The sequence below is a fragment of the Salinisphaera sp. C84B14 genome, from assembly GCF_040361435.1.
In the GTDB taxonomy this organism is placed as follows: domain Bacteria; phylum Pseudomonadota; class Gammaproteobacteria; order Nevskiales; family Salinisphaeraceae; genus Salinisphaera.
This window is the reverse complement of the sequence record NZ_APNL01000003.1, coordinates 49,819-73,237: the sequence shown is the minus strand read 5'-3', so window position 1 is coordinate 73,237 and position 23,419 is coordinate 49,819. Positions and strand designations below refer to the sequence as shown.

Below are 23,419 nucleotides of genomic sequence, written 5' to 3'. Positions count from 1 at the left end.
CGCTGGCCTGAAATATTTCATCCGGGAGACATTGATGAAACTTCGTTTTCAAAACACGCTGGGCGCAGCGGGTATCGCTGCGGGCCTGCTCGCCGCGGCCGGCGCCGCCCAGGCCGCCGATCAGATTCGTATCGTGGGTTCGTCCACGGTCTATCCGTTCTCGTCCTACGTGGCCGAAGAGCTCGGCGCGACCACCGACATCCGTACGCCGGTCGTCGAGTCCACGGGTTCGGGCGGCGGCATGAAGCTGTTCTGTGGTGGTGTGGGCGCCGATACGCCGGACATCACCAACGCATCGCGTCGCATGAAGCCGTCCGAGTTCGAGATGTGCCAGAAGAACGGCGTCAAGGACATCACCGAGAACGTGGTGGGCTTCGACGGTATCGTGTTCGCACAGAGCAAGGCCGACGACGCGATCGACCTGACCCGCGAGCAGATCACCCTGGCGGTCGCTGCCAAAGTGCCGAAGAACGGCAAGCTGGTCGACAATCCGTACAACAAGTGGAGCGATATCGATTCGTCGCTGCCGGATCGCGAAATCCTCATCTACGGCCCGCCGACCTCCTCGGGCACGCGTGATGCCTTCGAAGAGCTGGTCATGGAGCACGGCTCCGAGAACATCGACGGCTACGACGAGGCCTACACGACCATCCGCCAGGACGGCAAGTACGTACCCTCCGGCGAGAACGACAACCTGATCGTGCAGAAGCTGGCCCAGAACAAGGACGCCTTCGGCATCTTCGGTTTCTCCTACCTGGAAGAAAACCGCGACAAGATCCAGGGCGCCAAGATCGACGGCGTCGAACCCGAGCGCGACCTGATCTCCTCGGGCGAGTACCCGGTTTCGCGTTCGCTGTTCTTCTACACCAAGAACGCGCACGTCGACCAGGTCAAGGGCATGGAACAGTACGTCGACATGTTCCTGTCCGATCAGATGGCCAGCGATCGCGGTTATCTGAAGAATCTCGGCCTCATCCCGCTGCCCGAGAAGCGTCTGAAATCCGAGCGTAGCGAATGGGAATCCCGTGCCAAGCTGAAGGCATCGGACCTCGAAAGCTAAACGTTCGATTATAAGCGGCGCCGGTTCATGTCGCTCTGCGGCGTGCCGGCGCCATCTCGATTAACATGGCGGCCCGCCGCACTCGCTTTCAAGCCTAGGAACGCGTTTTGGAAACCAGCCAAGTACTGCTCGTCTTCTTCGGTGGTCTCGTGCCCATGGCCGCCGTAGCGTTTGCCCTGGGGCGCCGCAAGGCGCTGATGTCGGATGCCTCCGGCAGTCGCATGCATTCGCTGCCATCCCAGTACGGCGTGTATGTCGCCACCTGGATGGCACTGCCCGCGCTGGCGATCGGCGTCGTGGCAGCCGCAGCGGCCCTGTTCGGGCTGCAGGTCCCGTCGGCGCCTTTCGTTCTCTCGTTCGCCTTGTTCGGCGCGGCGGTGGGGCTGATGCTGGCGATGCGCAAGGTCGAACCGACGCTGCGCGCGCGCAACGCCATCGAGAAGTTCGTCTACTGGACCCTTTTTTCCGCCTCGCTGGTGTCGATTCTCACCACGTTCGGCATCATCATTTCGATTCTTTTCGAGGCGCTGAAGTTTTTCAGCCAGGTCAGCGTCTGGGAATTTGTGACCGGCACCAACTGGTCGCCCGTGGCGACGTTCCGCCCCGGGCAGGAAACGGCCGACTCCCAGTTCGGCTCCGTGCCGCTGTTTGCCGGCACCTTCATGATCACCCTGGTAGCCATGTCGGTGGCGATCCCGGTCGGGCTGCTGTCGGCCATCTACATGTCCGAATACGCCAGCTATCGGGTTCGCACCTTGGCCAAGCCGGTGCTGGAAATCCTGGCCGGCATCCCGACGGTGGTTTACGGCTTCTTCGCCGCGATTACGGTCAGCCCGCTGGTGGTTGAAGTAGCCGATTTCTTCGGTCTGCACGCGTCGTATACCAACGCGCTCGCGCCCGGGATGGTCATGGGCATCATGATCATTCCCTTTATTTCCTCGCTGTCGGACGATGTGATCAATTCCATCCCCAACAGTCTGCGCGAAGGCGCCTATGCGCTCGGCTCCACCAAGTCTGAGACGATCAAGCAGATCATTCTGCCGGCGGCGTTCCCCGGCATCATGGCCGCGTCGCTGCTGGGTATATCCCGCGCGCTCGGCGAAACCATGATCGTGGTCATGGCAGCCGGGCTGCGCCCGAACCTGACCTGGAACCCGCTCGAAGATATGACCACGGTGACGGTGCGTATCGTCGATGCGCTCACCGGCGATCAGGCCTTCGACAGCCCCGAAACCCTGGCCGCGTTCGCGCTGGGCCTGGTGCTGTTCGTGGTCACTCTGACGCTGAACCTGGTCTCCATCATCATCATTCGCAAGTTCCGCCAGTCCTACGAATAGCGCTAAAGGGCATTCGATTATGAGTCAAGGCATCACGCTGGCGCCTTCCCGCCAGCTCAAGAAACGCTACCGTGCGGAAAAACGCTTCAAGGCCTATTGCATCGCCGCGCTGCTGCTGGCCCTGGCGTTTCTCGTGGTGTTTTTCTCCGACATGATCCGACAGGGGTATTCGGCGTTCGTGCAGACCGAAATCAAGGTCGACGTCACGTACAACGAAGATACGGTCAAGTTCACCAACGAATCGGTACCGGAAGAAGTCTCGCCGCTGATTTCGCGGGCCTTCTATCGCACCATTCCGCGTCAGGTCGAGGCCAATCCCGACCTGATGAATACCACCCAGACGCGCTGGCTGACGGCGACCGCGCACGTGGATCAGTACCGTAAGGGATATAGCGATCGGCTCGATCCCGAGCTCAAGGCCACGCTCGATCGACTCGAGTCGGAAGGGCGGGTCAGCTATGGCTTCAACAGCGGCCTGTTCTTTTCCGGCGATTCGAAGATCCCGTCCAATGCGGGTCTGTGGTCGGCGTTCGTCGGATCGTTCTATGTGATGATCGTGGTGCTGGTGGTGAGTTTCCCGATCGGGGTGGCGACCGCGATATATCTGGAGGAGTTCGCGCCGGACAACCGCTTCACGCAGGGCATCGAGATCAATATCAACAATCTCGCCGCCGTGCCGTCCATTCTGTTCGGTCTGCTCGGCCTTGCCATATTCATCAACTTCTTTGGCGTGCCGCGTTCCTCGGCGCTGGCGGGTGGCCTGACGCTGTCGTTGATGACGCTGCCCGTAATCATCATCAGCACCCGTGCGGCGCTCAAGGCGGTGCCCCAGAATATTCGCCAGGGCGCGCAGGCAGTTGGCGCGTCCCGCTGGCAGGCGATTCGGGACCACGTGTTGCCGCTGTCGCTGCCCGGCATTCTCACCGGCACCATCATCGGTATAGCCCAGGCCATCGGAGAGACGGCGCCGCTGCTGCTGATCGGCATGATTGCCTATATTCCGGATGCGCCGACCAGCATGACAGAGGCGGCCACGGTGCTGCCTGCTCAGATCTATACCTGGTCGGGTATGCCGGAAGGCGCCTACGTGAGCCTGACCGCGGCCGGCATTCTGGTGCTGCTGACTCTTTTGATCACCCTCAATGCCACGGCGGTTATTCTGCGCAACCGTTTTGAGCGTCGCTGGTAGGCATGAGCGGTACTAACAAATTGAAATATTTTCCCTTTTCCCGGGCGGAGATTTAGGATGCGTACACGAGATTTGACCGGCGACAACACCCAGGTGGTGAACGTGCCGACCACGGAGCGCCCGCGCGTGAATCAGAACATGAAGATGGAGGTGCACGACCTCGAGGTCTGGTACGGCGAGAAACAGGCGCTGCACGGTGTTTCCATGGACGTGGTCGAGAACGAGGTCACGGCACTGATCGGGCCGTCCGGCTGCGGCAAGTCGACGTTCCTGCGCTGTCTCAACCGGATGAACGACCTGATTCCGGACGTGCGCATCAAGGGCGAGGTGGAGTTCGAGAACCAGAACATCTATGCCCCCGAGGTCGACGTTGTCGAACTGCGCTCGCATATCGGCATGGTTTTCCAGAAGCCCAATCCGTTTCCGAAGAGCATCTACGACAATATTGCCTATGCGCCCAAGATCCTGGGCCAGGTGCGCAAGCGCACGGATATGGAAGACCTGGTGGAGCATTCGCTCAAGCGCGCGGGCCTGTGGGAAGAGGTCAAGGATCGTCTGCAGATGCCGGGCCTGTCGTTGTCGGGTGGTCAGCAGCAGCGTCTATGTATTGCCCGCGCAATCGCGGTGAGCCCGTCCGTGTTGCTCATGGACGAGCCGTGTTCCGCGCTCGATCCGGTGGCGACCGCGACGGTCGAGCAGCTCATTGACGAGCTCAAAGAGAACTACACCATCGTAATCGTCACCCACAACCTGCAGCAGGCCGCTCGAGTGGCCGGCTATACGGCGTTTTTCCATTTGGGCAATATTGTCGAATATTCGGATACGGACTCACTGTTCACGCATCCGCGCGAAAAGAAGACCGAAGACTACATTACCGGCCGATACGGCTGATCGGCCGCTGGGAGGAGAGTGCCATGGATAAAGTCGGGCTGGAAAAACATACGTCCAAGCAGTTCGATGCCGACCTGGAGGATGTGCGTGAACTCGTTCTTTCGATGGGCGGCCTGGTCGAGCAGCAAATAGCTGACGCCGTACGCGCGCTGATTACCGGCGAAGGCACGCTTGGTGAAGACGTCGTGCAGGGCGACTCGCAGGTCAACCGCATGGAAGTCGAGATCGACGAGGAATGTACCCGCATTCTGGCCCGACGCGCCCCCCAGGCCGGGGATCTGCGTCTGATCATCGGGGTGGCCAAGACCATCACGGACCTCGAGCGCATCGGCGACGAAGCCGAGAAGATCGGACGCATGGCAACCCATTTGGCCAGTTACGACCGGCCAAAAAGCGCGTTCCGCCAGATCGAGACGCTCGGTCGGCATGTGCGCGAGATGCTGCGCGATGCCCTGGACGCCTTTGCCCGTCTCGATTCGGAGGCGGCGCTGCGTGTGGCCCAGCAGGACGCCGAAGTCGACCGCGAGTACGAAGGCATCGTGCGCCAGTGCATTACCTACATGATGGAAGACCCGCGCACCATCCGCCATATGCTGGACGTGCTGTGGGCAGTCAAGGCGCTGGAGCGTATCGGGGATCATTCCACCAATATTGGCGAATACGTCGTGTACTTCGTGGAAGGCAAGGACGTACGCCATATCGGCCTCGAAGCGATGGAAAAAGAGATCATCGAGGGCGCGGCACGCCGACGCGGCGGCTGAGCGCGCTACGCGCGCTGGTTTGGCCAGTACCGGGGTGCGGCGCACAAAACTCGCGTCGCGCTTTGGTACTATCAGCGTCCCTGACTGGCGCGGATAGCGGAATTGGCCCAGAAAAAACGACCCACTCGATCAACACCGAAGCGCAAGGCGCGTACCCCGTCGCGGGCTAAAGCCAAGCGCGGCTTCTTTCGGCGTCTGCTGCCCTATGTGTTCCTGCTGGGCTGCATCGGCGCTGCGCTGCTGGCGGGGTATATGGTGTATCTGGACGGCGCGGTGCGCGCGCAGTTCGAGGGCACGCGCTGGACGTTGCCGGCCAAGGTCTACGCCAGCCCGCTCGAACTCTATAGCGGCCTGGATCTTACCCGCAGCGAAATCGTGTCTCGGCTCGACCGCCAGGGCTATCGGGCCAGTTCGAGCCTGTCCCGTTCGGGTACGTATCGCAGCAGTGCGGGCCAGCTCGATATCCATACCCGTGCCTTCCATTTCTGGGATGGCAAGCAGGCAGCCCGAGAGATCCGGCTGAGCTTCAACAGTAGTGGGGTCAGTTCCCTGAGCGCGCTGGACAAATCCGGCGACCCGGCCTTGATTCGGCTCGACCCGCTGATGATCGGCAGCATCTATCCGAAGCAGGGCGAAGACCGGATTCTGGTCAAGCTCGGCGAGGTGCCGCCAATGCTGCCGGCCGGTCTGATCACGGTCGAAGACCGCGATTTCATGAATCACTGGGGCGTGTCCCCGAAATCGATCCTACGCGCCGCGGTTGCCAACATGCGCGCCGGCGGGGTGGTTCAGGGTGGGTCCACGATTACCCAGCAGCTGGTCAAGAACTTCTATCTGAACAATCAGCAGACGCTCGTGCGCAAGGCCAAGGAAGCGCTGATGGCCATCCTGCTGGATGCGCACTATTCCAAGCCGGAGATTCTCGAGGCCTATCTCAACGAGGTATATCTCGGCCAGGATGGCGGGCGCGCGATCCACGGCTTTGGCCTGGCCAGCTACTTTTATTTCCAGAAGCCGCTGGAAGAGTTGCAGCCACAGGAAATCGCGCTGCTCGTGGCGATGGTCAAGGGCCCGAGCTACTACGACCCGCGCCGCAACCCCGAGCGTGCGCTGCGCCGCCGCAACCTGGTGTTGGACATGTTCCACAGCGCGGGTTTCCTGGAAGAGGAGAGCTGGCGCGAAGCCAAGAAAGCGGATCTGGGCGTGACCGCGCGTACGGTACGCAGTACCAGCCAGTACCCGGCCTTCATTGATCTAGTGCGCCGTCAGCTGTTGGGCCAGTACAAGGACGCCGACCTGACCGAAGAAGGGCTGCGTATTTTCACCACGCTCGATCCGGCGGTTCAGGCGGCTGCCGAGCAGCGCGTCTCGGACGGGCTGGACAAGGTCGAGGCCGCACGCGGTATTGCGCGCGACAGCCTGCAGGCCTCGGCGGTGGTCACCAGCGTCGAAGGCGGGCGTGTACTCGCACTCGTCGGCGGCCGCGACGCCGGCTTTGCCGGCTTCAACCGGGCACTCGACGCGCGCCGGCCGATCGGTTCGCTGATGAAGCCGGTGGTCTATCTCACCGCGCTGGCCGAGCCCTCGAAATACAACGTGCTTACACCGCTGGACGACGGCCCGCTCGCGGTCAAGCTGGCCAACGGTGATACCTGGCGGCCGAACAACTATTCGATGCGTTCGCACGGCAGCGAAGTGCCGCTGCACTATGCGCTCACGCACAGCTATAACCTGTCGACGGCGCGCCTGGCCCTCGATGTGGGCATTCCCAACGTCATCGATACGCTCAAGAAGCTCGGCTACAACGGCGATCCGCTGTCGGTGCCGTCGCTGGCCCTCGGTGCCGTGGACATGGCGCCCATGCAGGTCGCCCAGATCTACAACACGCTCGCCGCCGGTGGCTACTACACGCCGCTGCTGGCCATTCGTGATGTCACGACCCGAGAGGGCGAGCCGCTGTCGCGTTATCCGCTCAAGATCCGGCGTGCCGTGGATGAATCGCCGGTCTATATCACCAACTGGATTCTGCAACGCGTGGCGCGCTACGGCACCGGCGCTTCGATGTACAAAACGCTCGACCGCTCGATTAACGTGGCCGGCAAGACCGGTACCACCGACGATCTGCGCGACAGCTGGTTCGCGGGTTTCTCGGCCAACCGGTTGGCTGTGGTCTGGGTCGGTCGCGACGACAACAAGCCGGCCCAGCTCACCGGGGCGACCGGCGCCCTCCAGCTGTGGGCCGGTATCATGGCCGATATCGACCCGCGCGGTCTGATGAACGTGCCGCCCGAGGACGTGGTGGAAATCCCGCTGCGTATGCGCTTCGATCCCAATGGCACGGCGGGCAACGACTACGGCGGCTGTAGCAACACCACGCCAGTGCCTTTCGTGCGCGGCGAGGTGCCGGACGGGCTTTCCGACTGTGATAGCGATATCATGCGCGAAAACCGCTATCGCCGCGAACAGCCGCGTCAGCAGGAACAACAGCAGGAACAGGACGAAGGCAACTGGCTGCAGCGCTTGTTCGGTTGATCGAAGCGAGCGATCGGGCCATGGGGTTCGATGCCGCTGTCGACCGTGCGCTCGCGCAAGCCGCGCGGCCACGCAACGAGAGGTTTGGGAGCATGCAACGAATCGCAGTAGTGGCGCTGACCATCGCGCTGGCCGGCTGTGCCACCACCCAGCGCACCAGCTTTCCGCCGCCGGAAGGCCCGGCTTCGCCCACGGTGCCGTCGCCACAGCCTGGTGAGGAACAGCCGCGCCCGCCGCAGCGGCCGAGCAAGCCCGAGGTGATGCCGCCGCGCAGCGCCCAGGAGGCCAGCAGTCCGGCCGTGCTGTCGCTACTGGGACGGGCCGATACGCTGGCCCGCAACGGCAATATGGATATGGCCGCCGCCACGCTGGAACGCGCGCTCGATCTCGAACCGCGCAACGCGTTCGTTTATCAGCGTCTGGCGGCGGTCAAACTCGCGCAGGGGCAGGGCGGTCAGGCCGAAGCCATGGCACGCAAATCCAACAGCGTGGCGGGCGATAATCCGTTCGTACGCGCCGACAACTGGCGCCTGATCGCCGAAGCGCGCCGCGCCGACGGCGATCGCAGCGGTGCCGACGAGGCCATGCAGCGCGCCAGCAGCTATCGCAGCGCCAGCCAGCAGTTCATGCGATGAGTGCGGCGGCAGGCGCCGCGCTATTCTCTGACGACGACGCGCTCTCGCGGGCGCTGCCCGGCTATGCGGCCCGTGCCGGTCAGGCCGAGATGGCCAGCGCGGTGGCCCGTGCCATCGACGCCGGCGAACGGCTGGTGGTGGAAGCCGGCACCGGCACCGGCAAGACCCTGGCCTATCTGCTGCCCGCGCTCGCCTCGCAGCGAAAGATCATCGTCTCGACCGCCACGCGTTACCTGCAAAGCCAGCTCGACGACAAGGACGTGCCGCTGGCGCAGACGGTGCTCGGGCGTTCGGTACATGCCACCGTGCTAAAGGGCCGGGCCAACTATCTTTGCCTGCACCGGCTCAATCTCACCGAGGCCAGCGGGGATCTCTATCTCGCGCCCAAGATTCGTGCGGTACGCGACTGGGCAGCCCGGACCACCACCGGCGATCTGGGCGAGTTCGGGGACCTGGGCGACGGCGATGCCCTCTGGCCGCGTATCACCTCGACCACCGACAACTGCCTGGGCCAGGAATGCCCCTTGTTCGATCAGTGCTGGGTGGTGCATGCGCGCCGCGAGGCCCAGGCGGCGGATCTGGTCATCGTCAATCACTATCTGCTGTTTGCCGATCTGACGCTGCGAGAATCCGGCTTTGGCGAGGTGCTGCCCGGTGCCGACGCGATCGTGCTGGACGAGGCCCACCGGCTGCCCGATATCGCCGGACGCTTTTTCGGCCAGGCGCTTTCCGCGCGCCAGCTGAAGGATCTGGTGCGCGATGGTCTGGCCGAGCTGGATACGCTCGGCGGCGACATGCCCGCCCTGAAAGCCAAGCTCAAGGACGTCGGCAACGCCGAACGCCGTTTTGCCGATGCGTTGGGCGATGCGCCGGGCAATCGCAGCTGGGAGGAGCTGGAAACCGGCGTACGCCGCGGCGCACGCGATGAGCTGGCCGCGGCGCTGCTCGCGCTCAAGACCGGCCTGGAGCCGGTGGCCAGCCGCAGCGACCGCATGAAGGCGCTGTCGCGGCGCTGTGGTGAGCTCGAAGCCGCCTTGACCACCGTAAGCGCGAGCGACGCCGACCGGATCAGCTGGCTGGAAAAACGCGGCACGGCCTGGATCTGGCACAGCACGCCGTTGGATGTGGCCACGCCGTTCTCGCGCGCCATCGAAGCCTATCCCGGCGCCTGGATATTCACCTCGGCCACCCTGGCGGTCAAGAACGACCTGGACTACTTCTGTCGCCGACTCGGGCTCACCGACGTTACCCAGCAGGTGCTGCCCAGCCCGTTCGACTATGAACGCAACGCCATGCTGTATGCGCCGCAGGCCATGCCGGCGCCGAACACGCCGGACTTCGACGACGCGCTGGTATCCCAGGCGCTGGCGCTTATCGAAGCGTCCGGCGGCGGTACCTTCCTGCTGTGTACCAGCTACCGGGCGGTGGCCCGCTACGGCGAGGCCTTGGCCGCGGCCGGCATCGATGTGCTCATGCAGGGCAGTGCGCCGCGGGCCACGCTATTGGCGGAGTTTCGCAACGACGACGGGGCGGTACTGGTCGCGACCAGCAGTTTCTGGGAAGGCGTGGACGTACGCGGTCAGGCCCTACGGCTGGTGATCATCGACCGCCTGCCGTTTGCCTCGCCGGCCGACCCGGTGCTCGCGGCACGCTTTACCGCGATGAAGGAGGCCGGAGAGAACCCGTTTATGGACTACCAACTGCCCCAGGCCATCATCACCCTCAAGCAGGGCGTGGGCCGCCTGATTCGCGACGCCGCCGACCGCGGCGTACTGGCCATCTGCGACCCGCGGCTGTTCACGGCGCGCTACGGCGGCGCGATTCGAGCCAGCCTGCCGCCCATGCCCATCACCCGCGATCAGGCAGTGGCCTGCGAATTTCTCGATTCTCTGGCACCGACATGAAGATACTCGCTCTGGATGCCTCGACCGAGGCGTTGTCGGTTGCCGTCGTGGACGTCGAGCGCGACTACGAGCTCGAACACTTCGAGATCGCCCCGCAGGCGCATGCACGCCGTCTGTTGCCGCTGGCGCGGGAGCTGCTGGAGCGCGCCGAGCTCGAGCTGGCCGATCTCGACGGCCTGGCGTTCGGACGTGGGCCGGGTGCGTTTACCGGCCTGCGGATCGCCGCCGGGCTCATTCAGGGTCTGGCCGCGGGCATTGGTCGGCCGGTGGTGCCGGTGTCTACCCTCGCGGCGCTGGCCGCGCGTTGCCTGCACCAAGACGCGCGTGTTGAACGCATCCGCGTGGTTCAGGATGCCCGCATGGGCGAAATCTATAGCGCCGACTACCAGCGCGGGCAGGGCGCCGCCCCGGAACCGCTGGGTATCGAACGGGTCATGCGCCCGGAACAGCTCGACGCCGACACGGCCAACGAATACACCCGGGCCGGCAACGGCTGGCACGTCGTCGCCGGCGAGCGCGGCGTCGCGCCCGAGACACTGGAACCCGTTGAACAGTGGCCGCATGCGCTCGACATCGCACGCCTGGCGATACCGACGTTGCGCGCTGGTGAAGGTCTGCCCGCCGCGCAGGCGCTGCCGGTCTACGTGCGCGACGACGTCGCCCGCAAGCCCGGCGGGCTGCGCTGAGCGCGGTCGACAATTAACGACGACAAAAAGCAACCGGAGGACGACATGCTTTACCGCCTGGACGACATCACCCCACAAACGCCGGACGCCGGACAGTTCTTCGTGGCCGAGAACGCCACCGTGCTCGGCAACGTGAAGCTCGAAGTCGATGCCAGTATCTGGTTCAACGCCGTGCTGCGCGGCGACCAGGAGCTGATCACGATCGGGCGCGGCAGCAATATTCAGGACGGCTGCGTGCTGCATACCGACCCCGGCTTTCCTTTGACCGTGGGCGCGGACTGTACCGTGGGCCATCAGGCGATGCTGCACGGCTGCACGATCGGCGACAACAGCCTGATCGGTATCAAGGCCACGGTGCTCAACGGCGCTAAGATCGGGCGCAACTGCCTGATCGGCGCAGGCGCATTGGTCCCCGAGGGCAAGGAAATTCCCGACAACAGCATGGTCATCGGCGTGCCGGGCCGGGTGAAACGCGAACTGACCGACGAAGACGCGCAAAAACTCAAGCGCGGTGCCGCGCACTATGTCGAGAACTACAAGCGTTTTCTGGCGGGCTTGGCTGCGGTCTAGCGCGCCGCGCGGTTCTCAGCTTAGGTAGATATCGAAACGAATCGCCTTGCCTTCGACCTGGCGGTCGGGCGGGGCGATCGGCGTCGCCCGGGCATGCTGTTTGACGACCACCTGGCGCATGGCTGCCGCACGGGCGCGTTCCAGCAGCAGTGCCACGTCGGTATCGGTGCCCACGAGTTCGTGCATCCAGGCCAGTGCCTTTTGCGGGCGGGCCTTGCGTCGGGGCGCATCGAACATCGGGTCGATATAGACGATATCGAATTCTTCGTCGGGCGTATCCGCCAGCCACCGAGTTGCATCGGCATGGATTAGGCGTGGCCAGGCGGCAAGCCAGCTCGGGGGCGCGCTCTGTGCACGCGCGCGTGCATCCTCGAGCAGGGCGAACAGCACCGCATGGCGTTCGATCGAGACGACGCTGCAACCGAGCGCGGCGAGCGTGGCGCTGTCGCGGCCCAGCCCGCAGGTGGTATCAAGCACCCGCGGTCGCGGGTGGCGGCGCAGGCCCAGTGCGCGGGCGAGCGGCGACTGGCGACCGCCCGCGGCGCGACGTTCGACGCTGCCGTCGAGCAGATCGATACGCAGGCCGCGATCGCGGGCAGGCGCATCGGCATGATGCAGGACGAGCCCGTCGGCGCACGCGCGCAGATAGAAGCCTTGCTCGGGCGGATGCACGACGGTGGCGAACCCGGCCGGGCCTGCCCAGCGCTGCGCCGCAAAGCCGGCATCCACGACCAGCGGGGGCAATTCAGTCGGCGAGATTGTCATGGCGATAAACCGCTTGCCAGCTGGTCCGGACGCAACGCCTTGGCGGGTAATCGCGGGACTGTTCTATAGTGAGGCCTGTATTCGCCACGAGTCACGAGATGTCCGAATCCCTTGCGTCCAACACCCCACAGAACGCGCTTGAAGCGCTGCGTGCCCGCACTACCGTGGTTGCGGACAGCGGCGATTTCGAAACCATTCGCGCCTATCGGCCCACCGATGCAACGACCAACCCGAGCCTGGTGCTGCAGGCGGCGGGTGATACGCGCTACCGGCATCTCGTCGACGAGGCGCTGGCGGCAATGCCCGCCCATGGGCTGAGCCGGGTCGAGCGGCTGATGACGCTGTTCGGACGCGAACTCACCCAGGTCGTGCCGCGCTATGTATCCACCGAGGTCGACGCTCGACTGTCCTTCGATACCGACGCCACGATTCGCAAGGCGCGGGCGCTGATCGCCGATTACGGCGAACTCGGGGTCGCGCACGATCGTATCCTCATCAAGATCGCCAGCACTTGGGCCGGCATTCGCGCGGCCAGCGTGCTCGAGGCCGAAGGCATTGCCTGCAACATGACGTTGATCTTTTCGCTGGCCCAGGCACAGGCCTGTTTCGAGGCGGGTGTGACGCTGATTTCGCCGTTCGTTGGACGGATCACCGACTGGTACAAGAAAGCCGATGGCGTCGACCATTACGCGCCGCAAGACGATCCGGGCGTGGCCAGCGTGCGCCGTATCAATGCCTATGCAAAGACCCATGGTTATCCGACCCAGGTGATGGCAGCGAGCTTTCGCAACCGCGACCAGATTCTCGCGCTGGCCGGGGCCGATTTGATGACTATTTCGCCAGCGCTGCTCGAAGAGCTGGCGGGTCTGGACGAAAGCGACACGCCAGGCATTACCACGACCGAGTCCGATGTGCCGCGGCTGATGCTCGATCGGCGTGCCTTCGATTGGGCCATGAATGCCGATGCCATGGCCACGGAGAAACTCGCCGAAGGCATTCGTCGCTTTGCCGACGATCAGCGCGCGCTCGACACACAGCTGGGCGGTTGAGCGCGCCTGCGCCGCCCGGGCACTGCGTTAGCCGTCGAGGTAGTCGAGTACTGCGCTGTAGCCGCCTTCGGTGAGCAGGATGGCGTTGACGGTGCTTTCGTAGATGCGCCCGGCGCTGCGCAGCTGCTCGATTTCGCGCGCATCCTGGCTCGCGCTCAGGTAATAGTAGTCGCGGCCCTCGTCGAAACTATCCTTGAGCTGCTTGAATGCCAGGAACGCAGTACCTTTCTTGTCACCGCGCTGCTGGTCGATTTCCTTGAGGCTCCAGGTCTTTTCGGTCTTGGCCATGCGTTACTCTCGGGTTGAGTTGGCGCCAAGCTAGCAGGCGCTTAGAAGCGGGTCAACGCGACTTTAAAAGGGCCGCGCAACATTGTTGAAATACGTGCGACTCTCGTAATCTATGCGGGTCGCAACGCGCATCGAATACTCAAACTGCAGGTACCCGGATGAAAGTCAACGAACTGGTCGCTCAATGGAAAGCCAACGCCGGCGAAACCCGGACTGACGAAACCTACGAGATTCGTCTGCCGCTCTACGATGCGGCCAAGGTTGCCGCCCTGTGCGATCTGTTCCCGGGCCTGACCCAGGAACGCATTCTCACCGATCTGTTGGCAGCCGCTCTGGACGAACTGGCATCGTCCTTCTCCTACGAGCCGGGTAACGAAATCGCGGCCTACGATGAAGAGGGCGATCCGATGTATGCGGATGCGGGCCTTACGCCGCGCTTCCAGGCGCTGGCCAAGGAATATGCCGAGAAACTCAAGGCCGGCGAGCGTATCGACCAGTCCACGCCATCGAACGGTTGATGCATTGACGGATCGGGACCCGGCCGAGACGTGGCGCCGACGTCTGCAGCAGGCGCTGGCGGTCAAAATGCCGCCGGGTCATTCAGGGCCGGGCGACAACCGGCCGATTGAGGCCTACGGGGTGGCCGCCCGGCGTGCGGGCGTGCTCATTCCGGTGGTCGCCGCGCCCGAGCCCTACGTCTACTTCACCCAGCGAAGCGCGGCCCTGCGCCATCATCCGGGCCAGATCAGCTTTCCCGGCGGCAGCATGGAAGCACAGGATCGCAATGCCGAACGGGCGGCCCTGCGCGAGGCTGAAGAAGAGATCGAACTGCAGTCGCACCACGTCGAAGTACTCGGCGAGCTGCCCGAGTACCCGACCGTCACGGGCTTCGTGATCAGCCCGTTCGTGGGCTGGGTCGATCCACGCGCCGAGGTGTATCCCGACGACGCGGAAGTCGCGCGTCTGTTCGCCGTGCCGCTCGCGCATCTGCTGGAGCTGGACAACTATCGCGAGTACCCCTACGAGCGTAACGGCCAGACGTATCACGTCTACGGCATCGACTATCGCGACGATCATATCTGGGGGGCGACTGCCGGCATTCTGCTGGGGCTGGTCCAGCGGCTTGCCCATGCCGAAGACCGCCCGCTGGCCCTGCCTCGCCGCGCCGACGAGCCGGAGAGATCCCGTGGCCGATAAAAAAGCGCTGCATGACGAACTCGAAGCCCTGCAGGCTGAGCTGGTTGCCATCCAGCATGCCTATGCGCAGGAACGGCGTAGCGCGGTGATCGTGCTCGAAGGCTGGGATGCGGCCGGCAAGGGTGGATTGATCCGGCGTATTGCCTGGGTGCTCGATCCACGCCATCTCACCGTCTGGCCGATCAAGGCCCCGAATGCGGTCGAACGTGACGAACTCTGGCTACAGCGGTTCTGGCGGCGTATTCCCGGGGCCGGCGAAATCGCGATTTTCGATCGCAGCTGGTACGGACGGGTACTCGTCGAGCCGATCGAAGGGTTCATATCGGCACAGGCGTGCGAGCGCGCCTACGACGAGATCAATGCCTTCGAACGCACGCTGGTCGACAACGACGTACGTCTGGTCAAGCTGTTTCTGGATATCGATGCCGATACCCAGCTCGAGCGGTTTCGTTCGCGCTATGCGAACCCGGCCAAGCGCTGGAAGATCACGGCCGACGATATTCGCAACCGGGCGCGATGGCAGGACTATGAACAGGCCTATGCGCGCATGTTCGAACGCTGCTCCACGGCGGCCACGCCGTGGACGCGGATTGACGCGAACCACAAGAAAAAAGCGCGCGTCGCCGCGATGCGCCATACCGTGGCGGCGCTGGGCGAGGGCATCGACCTGACGGCGACGCCGGCGGTCGATCCGGTGGTCGAGCGTTTCATGGCCGCCAGCGACTAGCCGTCGACCGCGGGTTCTAGTTCTTGTGCTCGCCCATTTTCTTGGCGGCATCAAGCAGCGGTTCGATGAGGTCCATCGGCAGCGGGAACACGATGGTGGAATTGTTCTCGCCGGCGATATCCACCAACGTCTGCAGATAGCGCAGCTGCAGGGCCTGCGGCTCGCGCGCGAGCTGTTCAGCGGCCCCGCGCAGGTTTTCGGCCGCCTGCATTTCGCCTTCGGCGTTGATGACCTTGGCTCGGCGTGCGCGTTCGGCTTCGGCCTGACGGGCAATCGCACGGGTCATGCTCTCGTCGAGGTCGACCTGCTTGATCTCCACGTTGGCGACTTTCAGGCCCCAGGCATCGGTATGACGGTCGAGGATTTCCTGGATATCGGCATTGAGCTTGTCGCGCTCGGCCAGCATTTCGTCGAGCTCGTGCTTGCCCAGCACGCTGCGTAGCGTGGTCTGGGCAAGCTGGCTGACCGCGTCGTAGAAATGTTCGACTTCCACGATCGCCCGGTCGGCGTCGATCACCCGGAAGTACACCACGGCGTTGACGCGCACGGATACGTTGTCGCGCGAGATCACGTCCTGGGGCGGCACGTCCAGTACCACCACGCGCATATCCACCTTGATCATCTTCTGGATGACCGGGATCACCAGAAACAGACCGGGGCCTTTCACGCCGGTCATGCGCCCGAGCGTGAACATCACGCCGCGTTCGTATTCGGGCAGGATCTTGATCGAGGCAAAGATCACCAGCGCGAGCAGGATGATCACGGCAAAACCGAAATTGATGAGCATGGCTATCTCCGCGGTATGGGCCCACGCGCTGGCGCGTTGCCCGTAGCAATGGTGGTATCCGCCGGTCCGGCGGGGCGCACGAATACCTTGAGGCCTTCGGCCGCGGTGACCACGAGTGGTTCATCGCGCACGACCGGCGTGTGGCTGACCGCCAGCCAGGACTCGCCGTGCAGCAGGACGCGGCCTTCGCGTTCGAAATCCGTGAGGGCTACGCAACGGCTGCCAATGAGCCCGGCATGGCCGGTGTGTATGCGTTCGCGTCGCGAGCGCAGGAACATGTACAGAATCCCGAACAACAGCAGGGCGCTGGCCACCGCGATACCGCCGATCAGGCCGAAAGGAATATCGAAGCCGGGCACGTCGGTATCCATGAGCATGATCGAGCCGAACACGAAAGCGGCAACACCGCCCAGGCCCAGAATACCGAAACTGGGCGCGAACATCTCGGCCACCATCAGCCCGGCACCGAGCGCGATCAGCGCCAGCCCGGCATAGTTGACCGGCAGCACCTGAAAGGCGAACAGCGCGCACAGCAGGCTGATGGCGCCGACCACGCCCGGCACGCCGGTGCCCGGGTTCAGGCCTTCCAGAATCAGCCCGTAGATACCGATCATGAACAACAGATAGGCCACGGTCGGATTAGTGATGACCGACAGCAGTTCGGTCTGCCAGCCGGGCGCGCGCTGCTCGACGCGCGCACCGGCAACGTTCAGCTGCTGCATGCCGGCCGCGGTTTCCACGTTTTGTCCGTCGAGGCGATCCAGCAGCTGCGTGGTGTTGGCGGCGATCAGGTCGATGACGTTGGCATCGAGTGCCGCCTGTGCCGACAGGCTCGTTCCTTCGCGCACGGCCTGTTCGGCCCAGTCCGCGTTGCGGCCGCGCCGCTCGGCCAGGCTGCGGATATAGGCCACGGCGTCGTTTACCGCCTTGCGACGCTTGGCGGTGGCGTCGTCGCTGGGTTGTCCGCCTTTGTTGTCGCCGTCGGTGTTCGAGGCATCCGCTGGCTCGGGCTGCGTATCGGCCGGGGCCGAACCTCCGCCGCCTATCGATACCGGCGTGGCCGCGCCGAGATTGGTGGCCGGCGCCATGGCCGCGATATGGCTGGCATAGAGGATATAGGTGCCGGCACTGGCCGCGCGTGCGCCGCCGGGCGAAACATAACCGACTACCGGCACCGGGGAGGCTAGAATCGCCTTTATCATATCGCGCATCGCGCCGTCCAGCCCGCCGGGCGTATCCAGGCGCAGGATGATCAGCGGCGTGTTCGCCGCAGCGGCCTGCTCGAGTCCGCGAGCGACGAAGGCGCTGGTGGCCGGGCCGATCGGCCCGTCGATGGGTATTTCGCGTATCGGCGGCGCGGCGTTCGTGGACGGCTGGGCGACGAGCCCGGTCGCGCTCGCCAGCAGGGCGACGAACGAGAATAGAAACAGCAGGGTTCGCCGTATAGCCATATCCTGATAGTACGCGATAGGCGCGCTCTACGTTGCGCCAGGGGCCGCGAGAGGATGGCTAGTCTAGTTGCTCGTAAAGAGCGACCAGCTGCTGGGTCACCTTATGATTCGGCGCGTAGTGAATCAGGGGAATGGACGCGTCGTGCGATTCTCGTACCTTGATCGACGAGGTGATCCGGGTTTCGATCAGCGGATGGCCTTCGGCCTTGAGTTCGGCGAGCATGCGTTCGGGCAGCTTGGCCCGAGCCTGGAACTGATTGACCACGATGCCATCGATGACCAGGTCGGGATTATGGTCGTCCTGAATTTCGTGGATGTTGTCGAACAAGGAATACAGGGCCTGGCGGGCGAAATCGTCGCAGTCGAAAGGCACCAGGCAGCGATCGGCGGCGATCAGCGCCGATTGCGAATAGAAATTCAGTGCCGGCGGGGTGTCGATGAAGATCGCGTCATAGCCGTCAAGGCGTGCCAGCGACTGCTTGAGCTTGTAGATCTTGTGCTTGGCCTCGAGCTTGACGCGCAGCTCTTCCAGATCCGGATGGGCGGCCATGACCGAGAGGTTTTCGAACGGCGAGGGGGTGACGTAATCGGCGAGGCTGTCGCCGGTGCGCGCCCGCGAGAGCGTGGCTTCGAAGAAATCCGCGCTGCCGGCCTCGGCCTGGCGGTTGTCCGACGAAAGCAGGTACTGGCTGGCGTTGCACTGGGCATCCAGATCGATCACCAGCGTGCGCTTGCCACGCGCCGCGGCGATCGCGGCCAGGTTGCACAGCAGCGTCGTCTTGCCGACCCCGCCTTTCTGATTGAACACCACGCGACGCGTCATTCGTTACTCCCCTGTTTTGCCAGTCCGGCGTTTGCAATCGTTCGCTATGACGCCGCGCGGGCGGTCGTGAAAACCGATGTTCATGAGTACTGAGCTTAGCGGGCTGCCCCCAGGCCGTCGAGCCTGTCGACAAGCGCGGGCAGCGCCTTGCTTGCGGTTTCGGCGATATGTGCGTCCACGGCCGCGGATACCGACGTGGCCTGCGGATTGACCTCGATGACCGTTGCCGGGCCGGCCACGGCCATCTCCACCAGCGCCGCGGCGGGATAAACCTGGTTGGAGGTGCCGACCACCAGCACGCAGTCGCAGCGCTCGAGCTCGGCCTGCGCGCGTTCAAGCGCGTTTACGGGCAGCATCTCGCCGAACCAGACCACGCCCGGGCGCATGCGCGCCCCGCACGCATCGCAATAAGGCAGCTCGGCGTCGTCGTCGGCTTCGGCGACCGGCTGCCGGTGCTCGGCGTCACAGGCGCTGCAGCGATCGATCCAGATATTGCCGTGCAGCTCGGACACATCGTGGCTGCCGGCCGCGCTTTGCAGGCCGTCGACGTTCTGGGTAGCAATCACCACGTCGAGATGGCGTTCCAGTGCCGCGATCGCGCGGTGTCCGGGATTAACGCCGCCGCGGGCGATCAGGCTGCGCCGCCAGCGATACCAGGCCCACACCCGTTCCGGGTTGGCGGCGAAGGCTTCCGGCGTGGCCAGATCCTGCGGCGAGAATTTCGCCCACAGCCCGGTCTGGGCTTCGCGAAAAGTCGGGATGCCGGATTCGGCCGATAGCCCGGCGCCGGAGAGCACGAGCAAACGCCGGCTGTCGGCGAGCGCGCGGCCGGCCGCCTCTATCATCGAAGTCGCTGTCATGGGGCAGCGTCGGCCCGGCGGGCCGACCATGGGAAAATGCTGCCCGACACTCTAACGGCTGTCGCCGTCACCCGTCATGCCGAGGCCACTGAAGCGCTGCATAGCCGCTGGCGGCAAGCGTTCGCATGCTCGAATGCGTTACTACAACGCGTAAGAGCGCAGCGCCTGCCTCGTTGGCAGCTCAAGCTCGGCAACGCAGTCGTAGCACTTTCGAAGCCCGACCCCTATGGCCGGGCCTTTTCGCACGCCTGTTCGGCGTTCAGTCAGGCGCACCGTGCAAGGCGCACGCTACAGCCCTGCGCAAGGCGCGCCGGCGCGACCGCGACAGATCATGCAGAGGTTGCTTAGCGGCGGTTGCGCGGCGCCTTGACCGCGCGCCGGCGCGGCATCCACTGCACGTGGTAGAGGTCGTGGCGGCGATCGAGCATGTTCTGCACCGAGCCGGTGGTACGCGCGTCCTGGAGCACGTCCAGACGCACATCGGCGATGGCGACCATTTCGACGTTGGGCGTGGTATCCGCGGCCACGCCGTCGCGGGCGAAGGCGAAATCGCAGGGGGTGATGATCGCGCTCTGGCCGTAGTGCAGGTCCATGGCGTGAATACGCGGCAGGTTGCCGACGTTGCCGGCGGTGGCGACATAGATCTGGTTTTCCACCGCGCGTGCATGGGCCGAGTAGCGCACGCGCAGATGCCCGTTGCGATCTTCGGTGGAATAGGGCACGAACAGCATGTTGATGCCCTGGTCGGCCAGGTGTCGGCACAGTTCCGGGAACTCGCTGTCGTAGCACACCAGCACGCCGATCGGGCCACAGTCGGTTTCGATGGCATTGAGCGAATCGCCGCCGACGATATTCCAGTAGTGGCGCTCGCCCGGGGTGGGGTGGATCTTGGGCTGCTGGTATTCGGACCCGTCGCGCAGATAGATATAGCCGATGTTCTGCAGGTCGTCGCCGACGCGGGTGGGGTGGGAACCGGCGATGATGTTGATGTTGAACTTGACCGCCAGCGAAGCCATGAGCTCGCGGAATTCGTCGACGAAGTCGGCCAGGCGCTGGATTGCCGCGCGATGACGCAGTTCCTCGTTCTTGATCGACAGCAGCTGAACCGTGAACAGCTCTGGAAACACCACGAAGTCGGCCTTGGCGTCGGCCGTTTCCTGGACGAAGTAGGTCACGATCTGGGCGAACTCGTCGAAGGAGTTGATCGCACGCTGGCCGTACTGGATGGTGGCGATACGTACCGTGGCCGGGCGCTGCAGATGCACGTGCGAATCACCGACGACGTCTTCGCGGTACTTGTATTCCGGGTTGCGCCAGAGCAGGTGTGCGCCGTAGCCCATCGAGGCTTCGTCCGGCGGCAGATAGTTGGGCATGACGCCGAGCAGTTCATAGCCCTGGTTGAGCTGGAAGCTCAACACCGAATCGCGGATTTCCTTGTTCTGCACCGCCTCGACATAGGCCTCGGCACTGCCGTACTTCTTGTAGCGGCGCTTGAGCCCGGGCAGGCGGCCGGAGAAGACGATGCCCTTGAGGCCCAGCTTCACGCACAGGGCTTCACGCTCGCGATACAGGCGCTGGCCAATACGCAGCCCGCGTGCTTCCGGGTCCACGCAGATTTCGTAGCCGTAGAGATAGTCGCCGTCGATATCGTGGGTCGAGCCGTAGCCGTTACCGGTGATCCGGGCCCAGGTATGCGGGCGCATGACCTGATCCTCGGGCAGGCACAGCGTTGCACAGTAGCCGACTACCACGTCCTCGTAGACCGCGACCAGCTGGCCTTCGGGGAAGTTGTTGATCTGGCCGCGCAGCTCGTCGAAGGTGTAGTCGTCGAGGTTGGGATAGGTGCGCTGTACCACCCGGTTGATCGCCGGGATATCGGACAGATTGGCGGTACGAACGATCAGGCGTGAACGGCTTTGACTGGGCATGAACGATCCCTCGGTAACCTCGATGACTAGAGCGACTTAATGGTCACGATAACGCAGGCACCCCGTCTGCGGCAGTGAGCGCGCAGACGCGGTGCCGGCGCTGCCCGCATCAGCCGCGACTGGCCTTCTTGCGTTCGTGTTCCTTGAGCCAGCGTTTGCGTACGCGAACGCTGGACGGCGTGATTTCGACGAGTTCGTCGTCGTTGATGAATTCCAGCGCCTGTTCCAGCGTCATGCGAATCGGCGGGGTGAGCACGATGTTTTCATCCGAGCCGGCCGCGCGCACGTTGGTGAGCTGCTTGGCCTTGAGCACGTTCACGGTGAGATCGTTCTCGCGCGAATGGATGCCCACGACCATGCCTTCGTATACCTCGTCGCCGGGCGAGACCATCATCTTGCCGCGATCCTGCAGGTTGAACAGGGCAAACCCGACCGCCTTGCCGGCCGCGTTGGAAATCAGCACGCCGGAATGGCGCTGGCCGATGGCATCGCCACCGCGCGGGCCGTAGTGGTCGAACACATGGGTGACGATACCGGTGCCCGAGGTCAGGCTCATGAACTCGGTCTGGAAGCCGATCAGGCCACGGGCCGGAATCATGAACTCCAGGCGCGTGCGGCCGTTGCCGTCGGGCTGCATGTTCTGCAGCTGGCCGCGGCGCTGGTTGAGATTGTCGATGACCGAGCCCTGATGGTCGTCCTCGATATCGCAGATCAGCAGCTCATACGGCTCGTGAATCTCGCCGTCGACTTCGCGGGTGACGACCTCAGGACGGGATACCGACAGCTCATAGCCTTCGCGGCGCATGGTCTCGAGCAGCACCGACAGATGCAGCAGACCGCGCCCGGACACCTTGAAACGGTCCGGATCGTTGCCGGTTTCCACGCGCATGGCGACGTTCGACTTGAGTTCGCGGAACAGGCGCTCGCGAATCTGGCGCGAGGTCAGATAGTCGCCGTCCTTGCCGGCCAGCGGCGATTTGTTGACCTCGAAGGTCATGCTCATGGTCGGCTCGTCGACGGTCAGCGGGGTCAGCGCTTCCGGCGCGCTCGGATCGCACAGCGTGTCGGAAATATCGAGGCCGTCCATGCCGGTCAGAGCGACGATATCGCCGGCCTGAGCCTGATCGACCTCGACCCGGTTGAGGCCGAGAAAACCGAATACGCCCGCGATCTTGGCGTTGCGCTTGTTGCCTTCGCGATCGACGATGGTGATCTGGGTGGCGGGCTTGACCGCACCGCGCGCGATACGCCCGATGCCGATCTGGCCGACGAAGCTGTTGTAATCCAGCGTGGTGATCTGCATCTGGAACGGGCCGTCGGTCTTGACCGGCGGTGAGGGCACGCGCTCGGTGATGGTACGGAACAGCGGCTTCATGTCGCCGTCGCGCACGGTATCTTCGAGGCCGGCATAGCCGCCCAGCGCCGAAGTGTAGACGGTGGGGAAGTCCAGTTGTTCGTCGGTGGCGCCAAGCGAATCGAACAGATCGAAGGTCTGGGTGAGTACCCAGTCCGGGCGGGCGCCGTCGCGATCGATCTTGTTGATGACCACGATGGGCTTAAGGCCCAGCTCGAAGGCCTTTTCGGTAACAAAGCGGGTCTGTGGCATGGGGCCGTCGACGGCATCGACGAGCAGCAGCACCGAGTCCACCATCGACAGCACGCGCTCGACCTCGCCGCCGAAGTCGGCATGGCCCGGTGTATCCACGATATTGATGCGATAGGCTTCGTTGCTGTCCGGGTCACGCCATTCGATGGCGGTGTTCTTGGACGTGATCGTGATGCCACGCTCTTTTTCCAGATCATTGGAGTCCATGATCCGGTCGGCGACTTCCTCGCGCGCCTCGAAGGTGCCGGACTGGCGCAGCAGGCAGTCCACGAGCGTGGTCTTGCCATGGTCCACGTGGGCGATAATCGCGATATTGCGCAGGTTGTCGATCATAAGGGCCGTGGCCGGTAGAAATTAAAGCGCGCCATTATCC

Annotated in this window: 22 protein-coding genes; 14 read left to right on the top strand and 8 right to left on the bottom strand. The window is 64.0% G+C overall.

What is annotated here, in order from left to right; all coding sequences use genetic code 11:
* The first annotated feature begins 34 nt into the window (after positions 1-34).
* From C84B14_RS03240 to C84B14_RS03195, 10 genes are all read left to right on the top strand, one after another.
* On the top strand, positions 35-1,060 hold the full coding sequence (locus tag C84B14_RS03240) for a PstS family phosphate ABC transporter substrate-binding protein (RefSeq protein WP_348766872.1): 1,026 nt from the start codon (positions 35-37) through the stop codon (positions 1,058-1,060).
* Between the two features lie 107 nt (positions 1,061-1,167).
* A complete protein-coding gene (pstC, locus tag C84B14_RS03235; RefSeq protein ID WP_348766873.1) occupies positions 1,168-2,397 on the top strand; it encodes a phosphate ABC transporter permease subunit PstC in 1,230 nt (409 codons plus the stop codon).
* 19 nt (positions 2,398-2,416) lie between these two features.
* Positions 2,417-3,586 (top strand): phosphate ABC transporter permease PstA, encoded by a 1,170-nt coding sequence (gene pstA, locus C84B14_RS03230; protein WP_353221834.1) that lies wholly within the window; start codon positions 2,417-2,419, stop codon positions 3,584-3,586.
* Between the two features lie 57 nt (positions 3,587-3,643).
* A complete protein-coding gene (pstB, locus tag C84B14_RS03225; protein WP_502949883.1) occupies positions 3,644-4,477 on the top strand; it encodes a phosphate ABC transporter ATP-binding protein PstB in 834 nt (277 codons plus the stop codon).
* 23 nt (positions 4,478-4,500) lie between these two features.
* The gene (phoU, locus tag C84B14_RS03220; RefSeq protein ID WP_353221833.1) at positions 4,501-5,238 is read left to right on the top strand and encodes a phosphate signaling complex protein PhoU; all 738 of its coding nucleotides are present in this window, start codon (positions 4,501-4,503) and stop codon (positions 5,236-5,238) included.
* Between the two features lie 102 nt (positions 5,239-5,340).
* A complete protein-coding gene (gene mrcB / locus C84B14_RS03215) occupies positions 5,341-7,770 on the top strand; it encodes a penicillin-binding protein 1B (RefSeq protein WP_353221832.1) in 2,430 nt (809 codons plus the stop codon).
* A 92-nt stretch (positions 7,771-7,862) separates the two neighbouring features.
* Positions 7,863-8,405, top strand: a complete 543-nt coding sequence (locus tag C84B14_RS03210) for a tetratricopeptide repeat protein (protein WP_353221831.1) — start codon at positions 7,863-7,865, stop codon at positions 8,403-8,405.
* On the top strand, positions 8,402-10,309 hold the full coding sequence (gene yoaA, locus C84B14_RS03205; RefSeq protein WP_353221830.1) for a DNA repair helicase YoaA: 1,908 nt from the start codon (positions 8,402-8,404) through the stop codon (positions 10,307-10,309). The genes C84B14_RS03210 and yoaA overlap by 4 nt, the downstream gene beginning before the upstream one ends.
* A complete protein-coding gene (gene tsaB / locus C84B14_RS03200; RefSeq protein WP_353221829.1) occupies positions 10,306-10,995 on the top strand; it encodes a tRNA (adenosine(37)-N6)-threonylcarbamoyltransferase complex dimerization subunit type 1 TsaB in 690 nt (229 codons plus the stop codon). Before yoaA ends, tsaB begins: the two co-directional genes overlap by 4 nt.
* Before the next feature lie 45 nt (positions 10,996-11,040).
* Positions 11,041-11,565: a gamma carbonic anhydrase family protein gene (locus tag C84B14_RS03195; RefSeq protein ID WP_353221828.1), complete on the top strand. Its 525-nt coding sequence runs from the start codon at positions 11,041-11,043 to the stop codon at positions 11,563-11,565.
* A 15-nt stretch (positions 11,566-11,580) separates the two neighbouring features.
* On the opposite strand, the gene C84B14_RS03190 is transcribed toward C84B14_RS03195, so the two are convergent.
* A complete protein-coding gene (locus tag C84B14_RS03190) occupies positions 11,581-12,330 on the bottom strand; it encodes a class I SAM-dependent methyltransferase (protein WP_353221827.1) in 750 nt (249 codons plus the stop codon).
* Positions 12,331-12,428: 98 nt separating this feature from the next.
* Between C84B14_RS03190 and C84B14_RS03185 the strand changes: the two genes are divergently transcribed.
* A complete protein-coding gene (locus C84B14_RS03185; RefSeq protein ID WP_353221826.1) occupies positions 12,429-13,379 on the top strand; it encodes a transaldolase in 951 nt (316 codons plus the stop codon).
* Between the two features lie 27 nt (positions 13,380-13,406).
* Here C84B14_RS03185 and C84B14_RS03180 read toward each other — a convergent pair whose 3' ends face one another.
* On the bottom strand, positions 13,407-13,667 hold the full coding sequence (locus tag C84B14_RS03180; RefSeq protein WP_293623679.1) for a hypothetical protein: 261 nt from the start codon (positions 13,665-13,667) through the stop codon (positions 13,407-13,409).
* 158 nt (positions 13,668-13,825) lie between these two features.
* On the opposite strand from C84B14_RS03180, the gene C84B14_RS03175 reads away from it, so the two are divergent.
* Genes C84B14_RS03175 through C84B14_RS03165 form a run of 3 tightly spaced genes read left to right on the top strand, consistent with a single transcriptional unit; the run spans position 13,826 to position 15,591 of the window.
* Complete coding sequence (locus C84B14_RS03175; protein WP_348766883.1) at positions 13,826-14,185, top strand: type 1 pili tip component; 360 nt, start codon at positions 13,826-13,828, stop codon at positions 14,183-14,185.
* 4 nt (positions 14,186-14,189) lie between these two features.
* The gene (locus C84B14_RS03170) at positions 14,190-14,864 is read left to right on the top strand and encodes a CoA pyrophosphatase (protein WP_353221825.1); all 675 of its coding nucleotides are present in this window, start codon (positions 14,190-14,192) and stop codon (positions 14,862-14,864) included.
* Positions 14,854-15,591 (top strand): polyphosphate kinase 2 family protein, encoded by a 738-nt coding sequence (locus C84B14_RS03165; protein ID WP_353221824.1) that lies wholly within the window; start codon positions 14,854-14,856, stop codon positions 15,589-15,591. The genes C84B14_RS03170 and C84B14_RS03165 overlap by 11 nt, the downstream gene beginning before the upstream one ends.
* Positions 15,592-15,607: 16 nt before the next feature.
* Here C84B14_RS03165 and C84B14_RS03160 read toward each other — a convergent pair whose 3' ends face one another.
* From C84B14_RS03160 to typA, 6 genes are all read right to left on the bottom strand, one after another.
* A complete protein-coding gene (locus C84B14_RS03160) occupies positions 15,608-16,378 on the bottom strand; it encodes a slipin family protein (protein ID WP_348766886.1) in 771 nt (256 codons plus the stop codon).
* 2 nt (positions 16,379-16,380) lie between these two features.
* Complete coding sequence (locus C84B14_RS03155) at positions 16,381-17,829, bottom strand: NfeD family protein (RefSeq protein WP_353221823.1); 1,449 nt, start codon at positions 17,827-17,829, stop codon at positions 16,381-16,383.
* Positions 17,830-17,887: 58 nt separating this feature from the next.
* Entirely contained in the window at positions 17,888-18,652 is a 765-nt protein-coding gene (locus tag C84B14_RS03150; RefSeq protein WP_353221822.1) for a ParA family protein, read from the bottom strand.
* 95 nt (positions 18,653-18,747) lie between these two features.
* Positions 18,748-19,512 carry an SIR2 family NAD-dependent protein deacylase gene (locus tag C84B14_RS03145; RefSeq protein WP_353221821.1) on the bottom strand — a complete coding sequence of 255 codons (765 nt, stop codon included), beginning with the start codon at positions 19,510-19,512 and terminating at the stop codon, positions 18,748-18,750.
* A 344-nt stretch (positions 19,513-19,856) separates the two neighbouring features.
* Positions 19,857-21,440: a GNAT family N-acetyltransferase gene (locus tag C84B14_RS03140; RefSeq protein WP_353221820.1), complete on the bottom strand. Its 1,584-nt coding sequence runs from the start codon at positions 21,438-21,440 to the stop codon at positions 19,857-19,859.
* A gap of 109 nt (positions 21,441-21,549) precedes the next feature.
* The gene (typA, locus tag C84B14_RS03135; RefSeq protein ID WP_353221819.1) at positions 21,550-23,379 is read right to left on the bottom strand and encodes a translational GTPase TypA; all 1,830 of its coding nucleotides are present in this window, start codon (positions 23,377-23,379) and stop codon (positions 21,550-21,552) included.
* Positions 23,380-23,419: the final 40 nt, after the last annotated feature.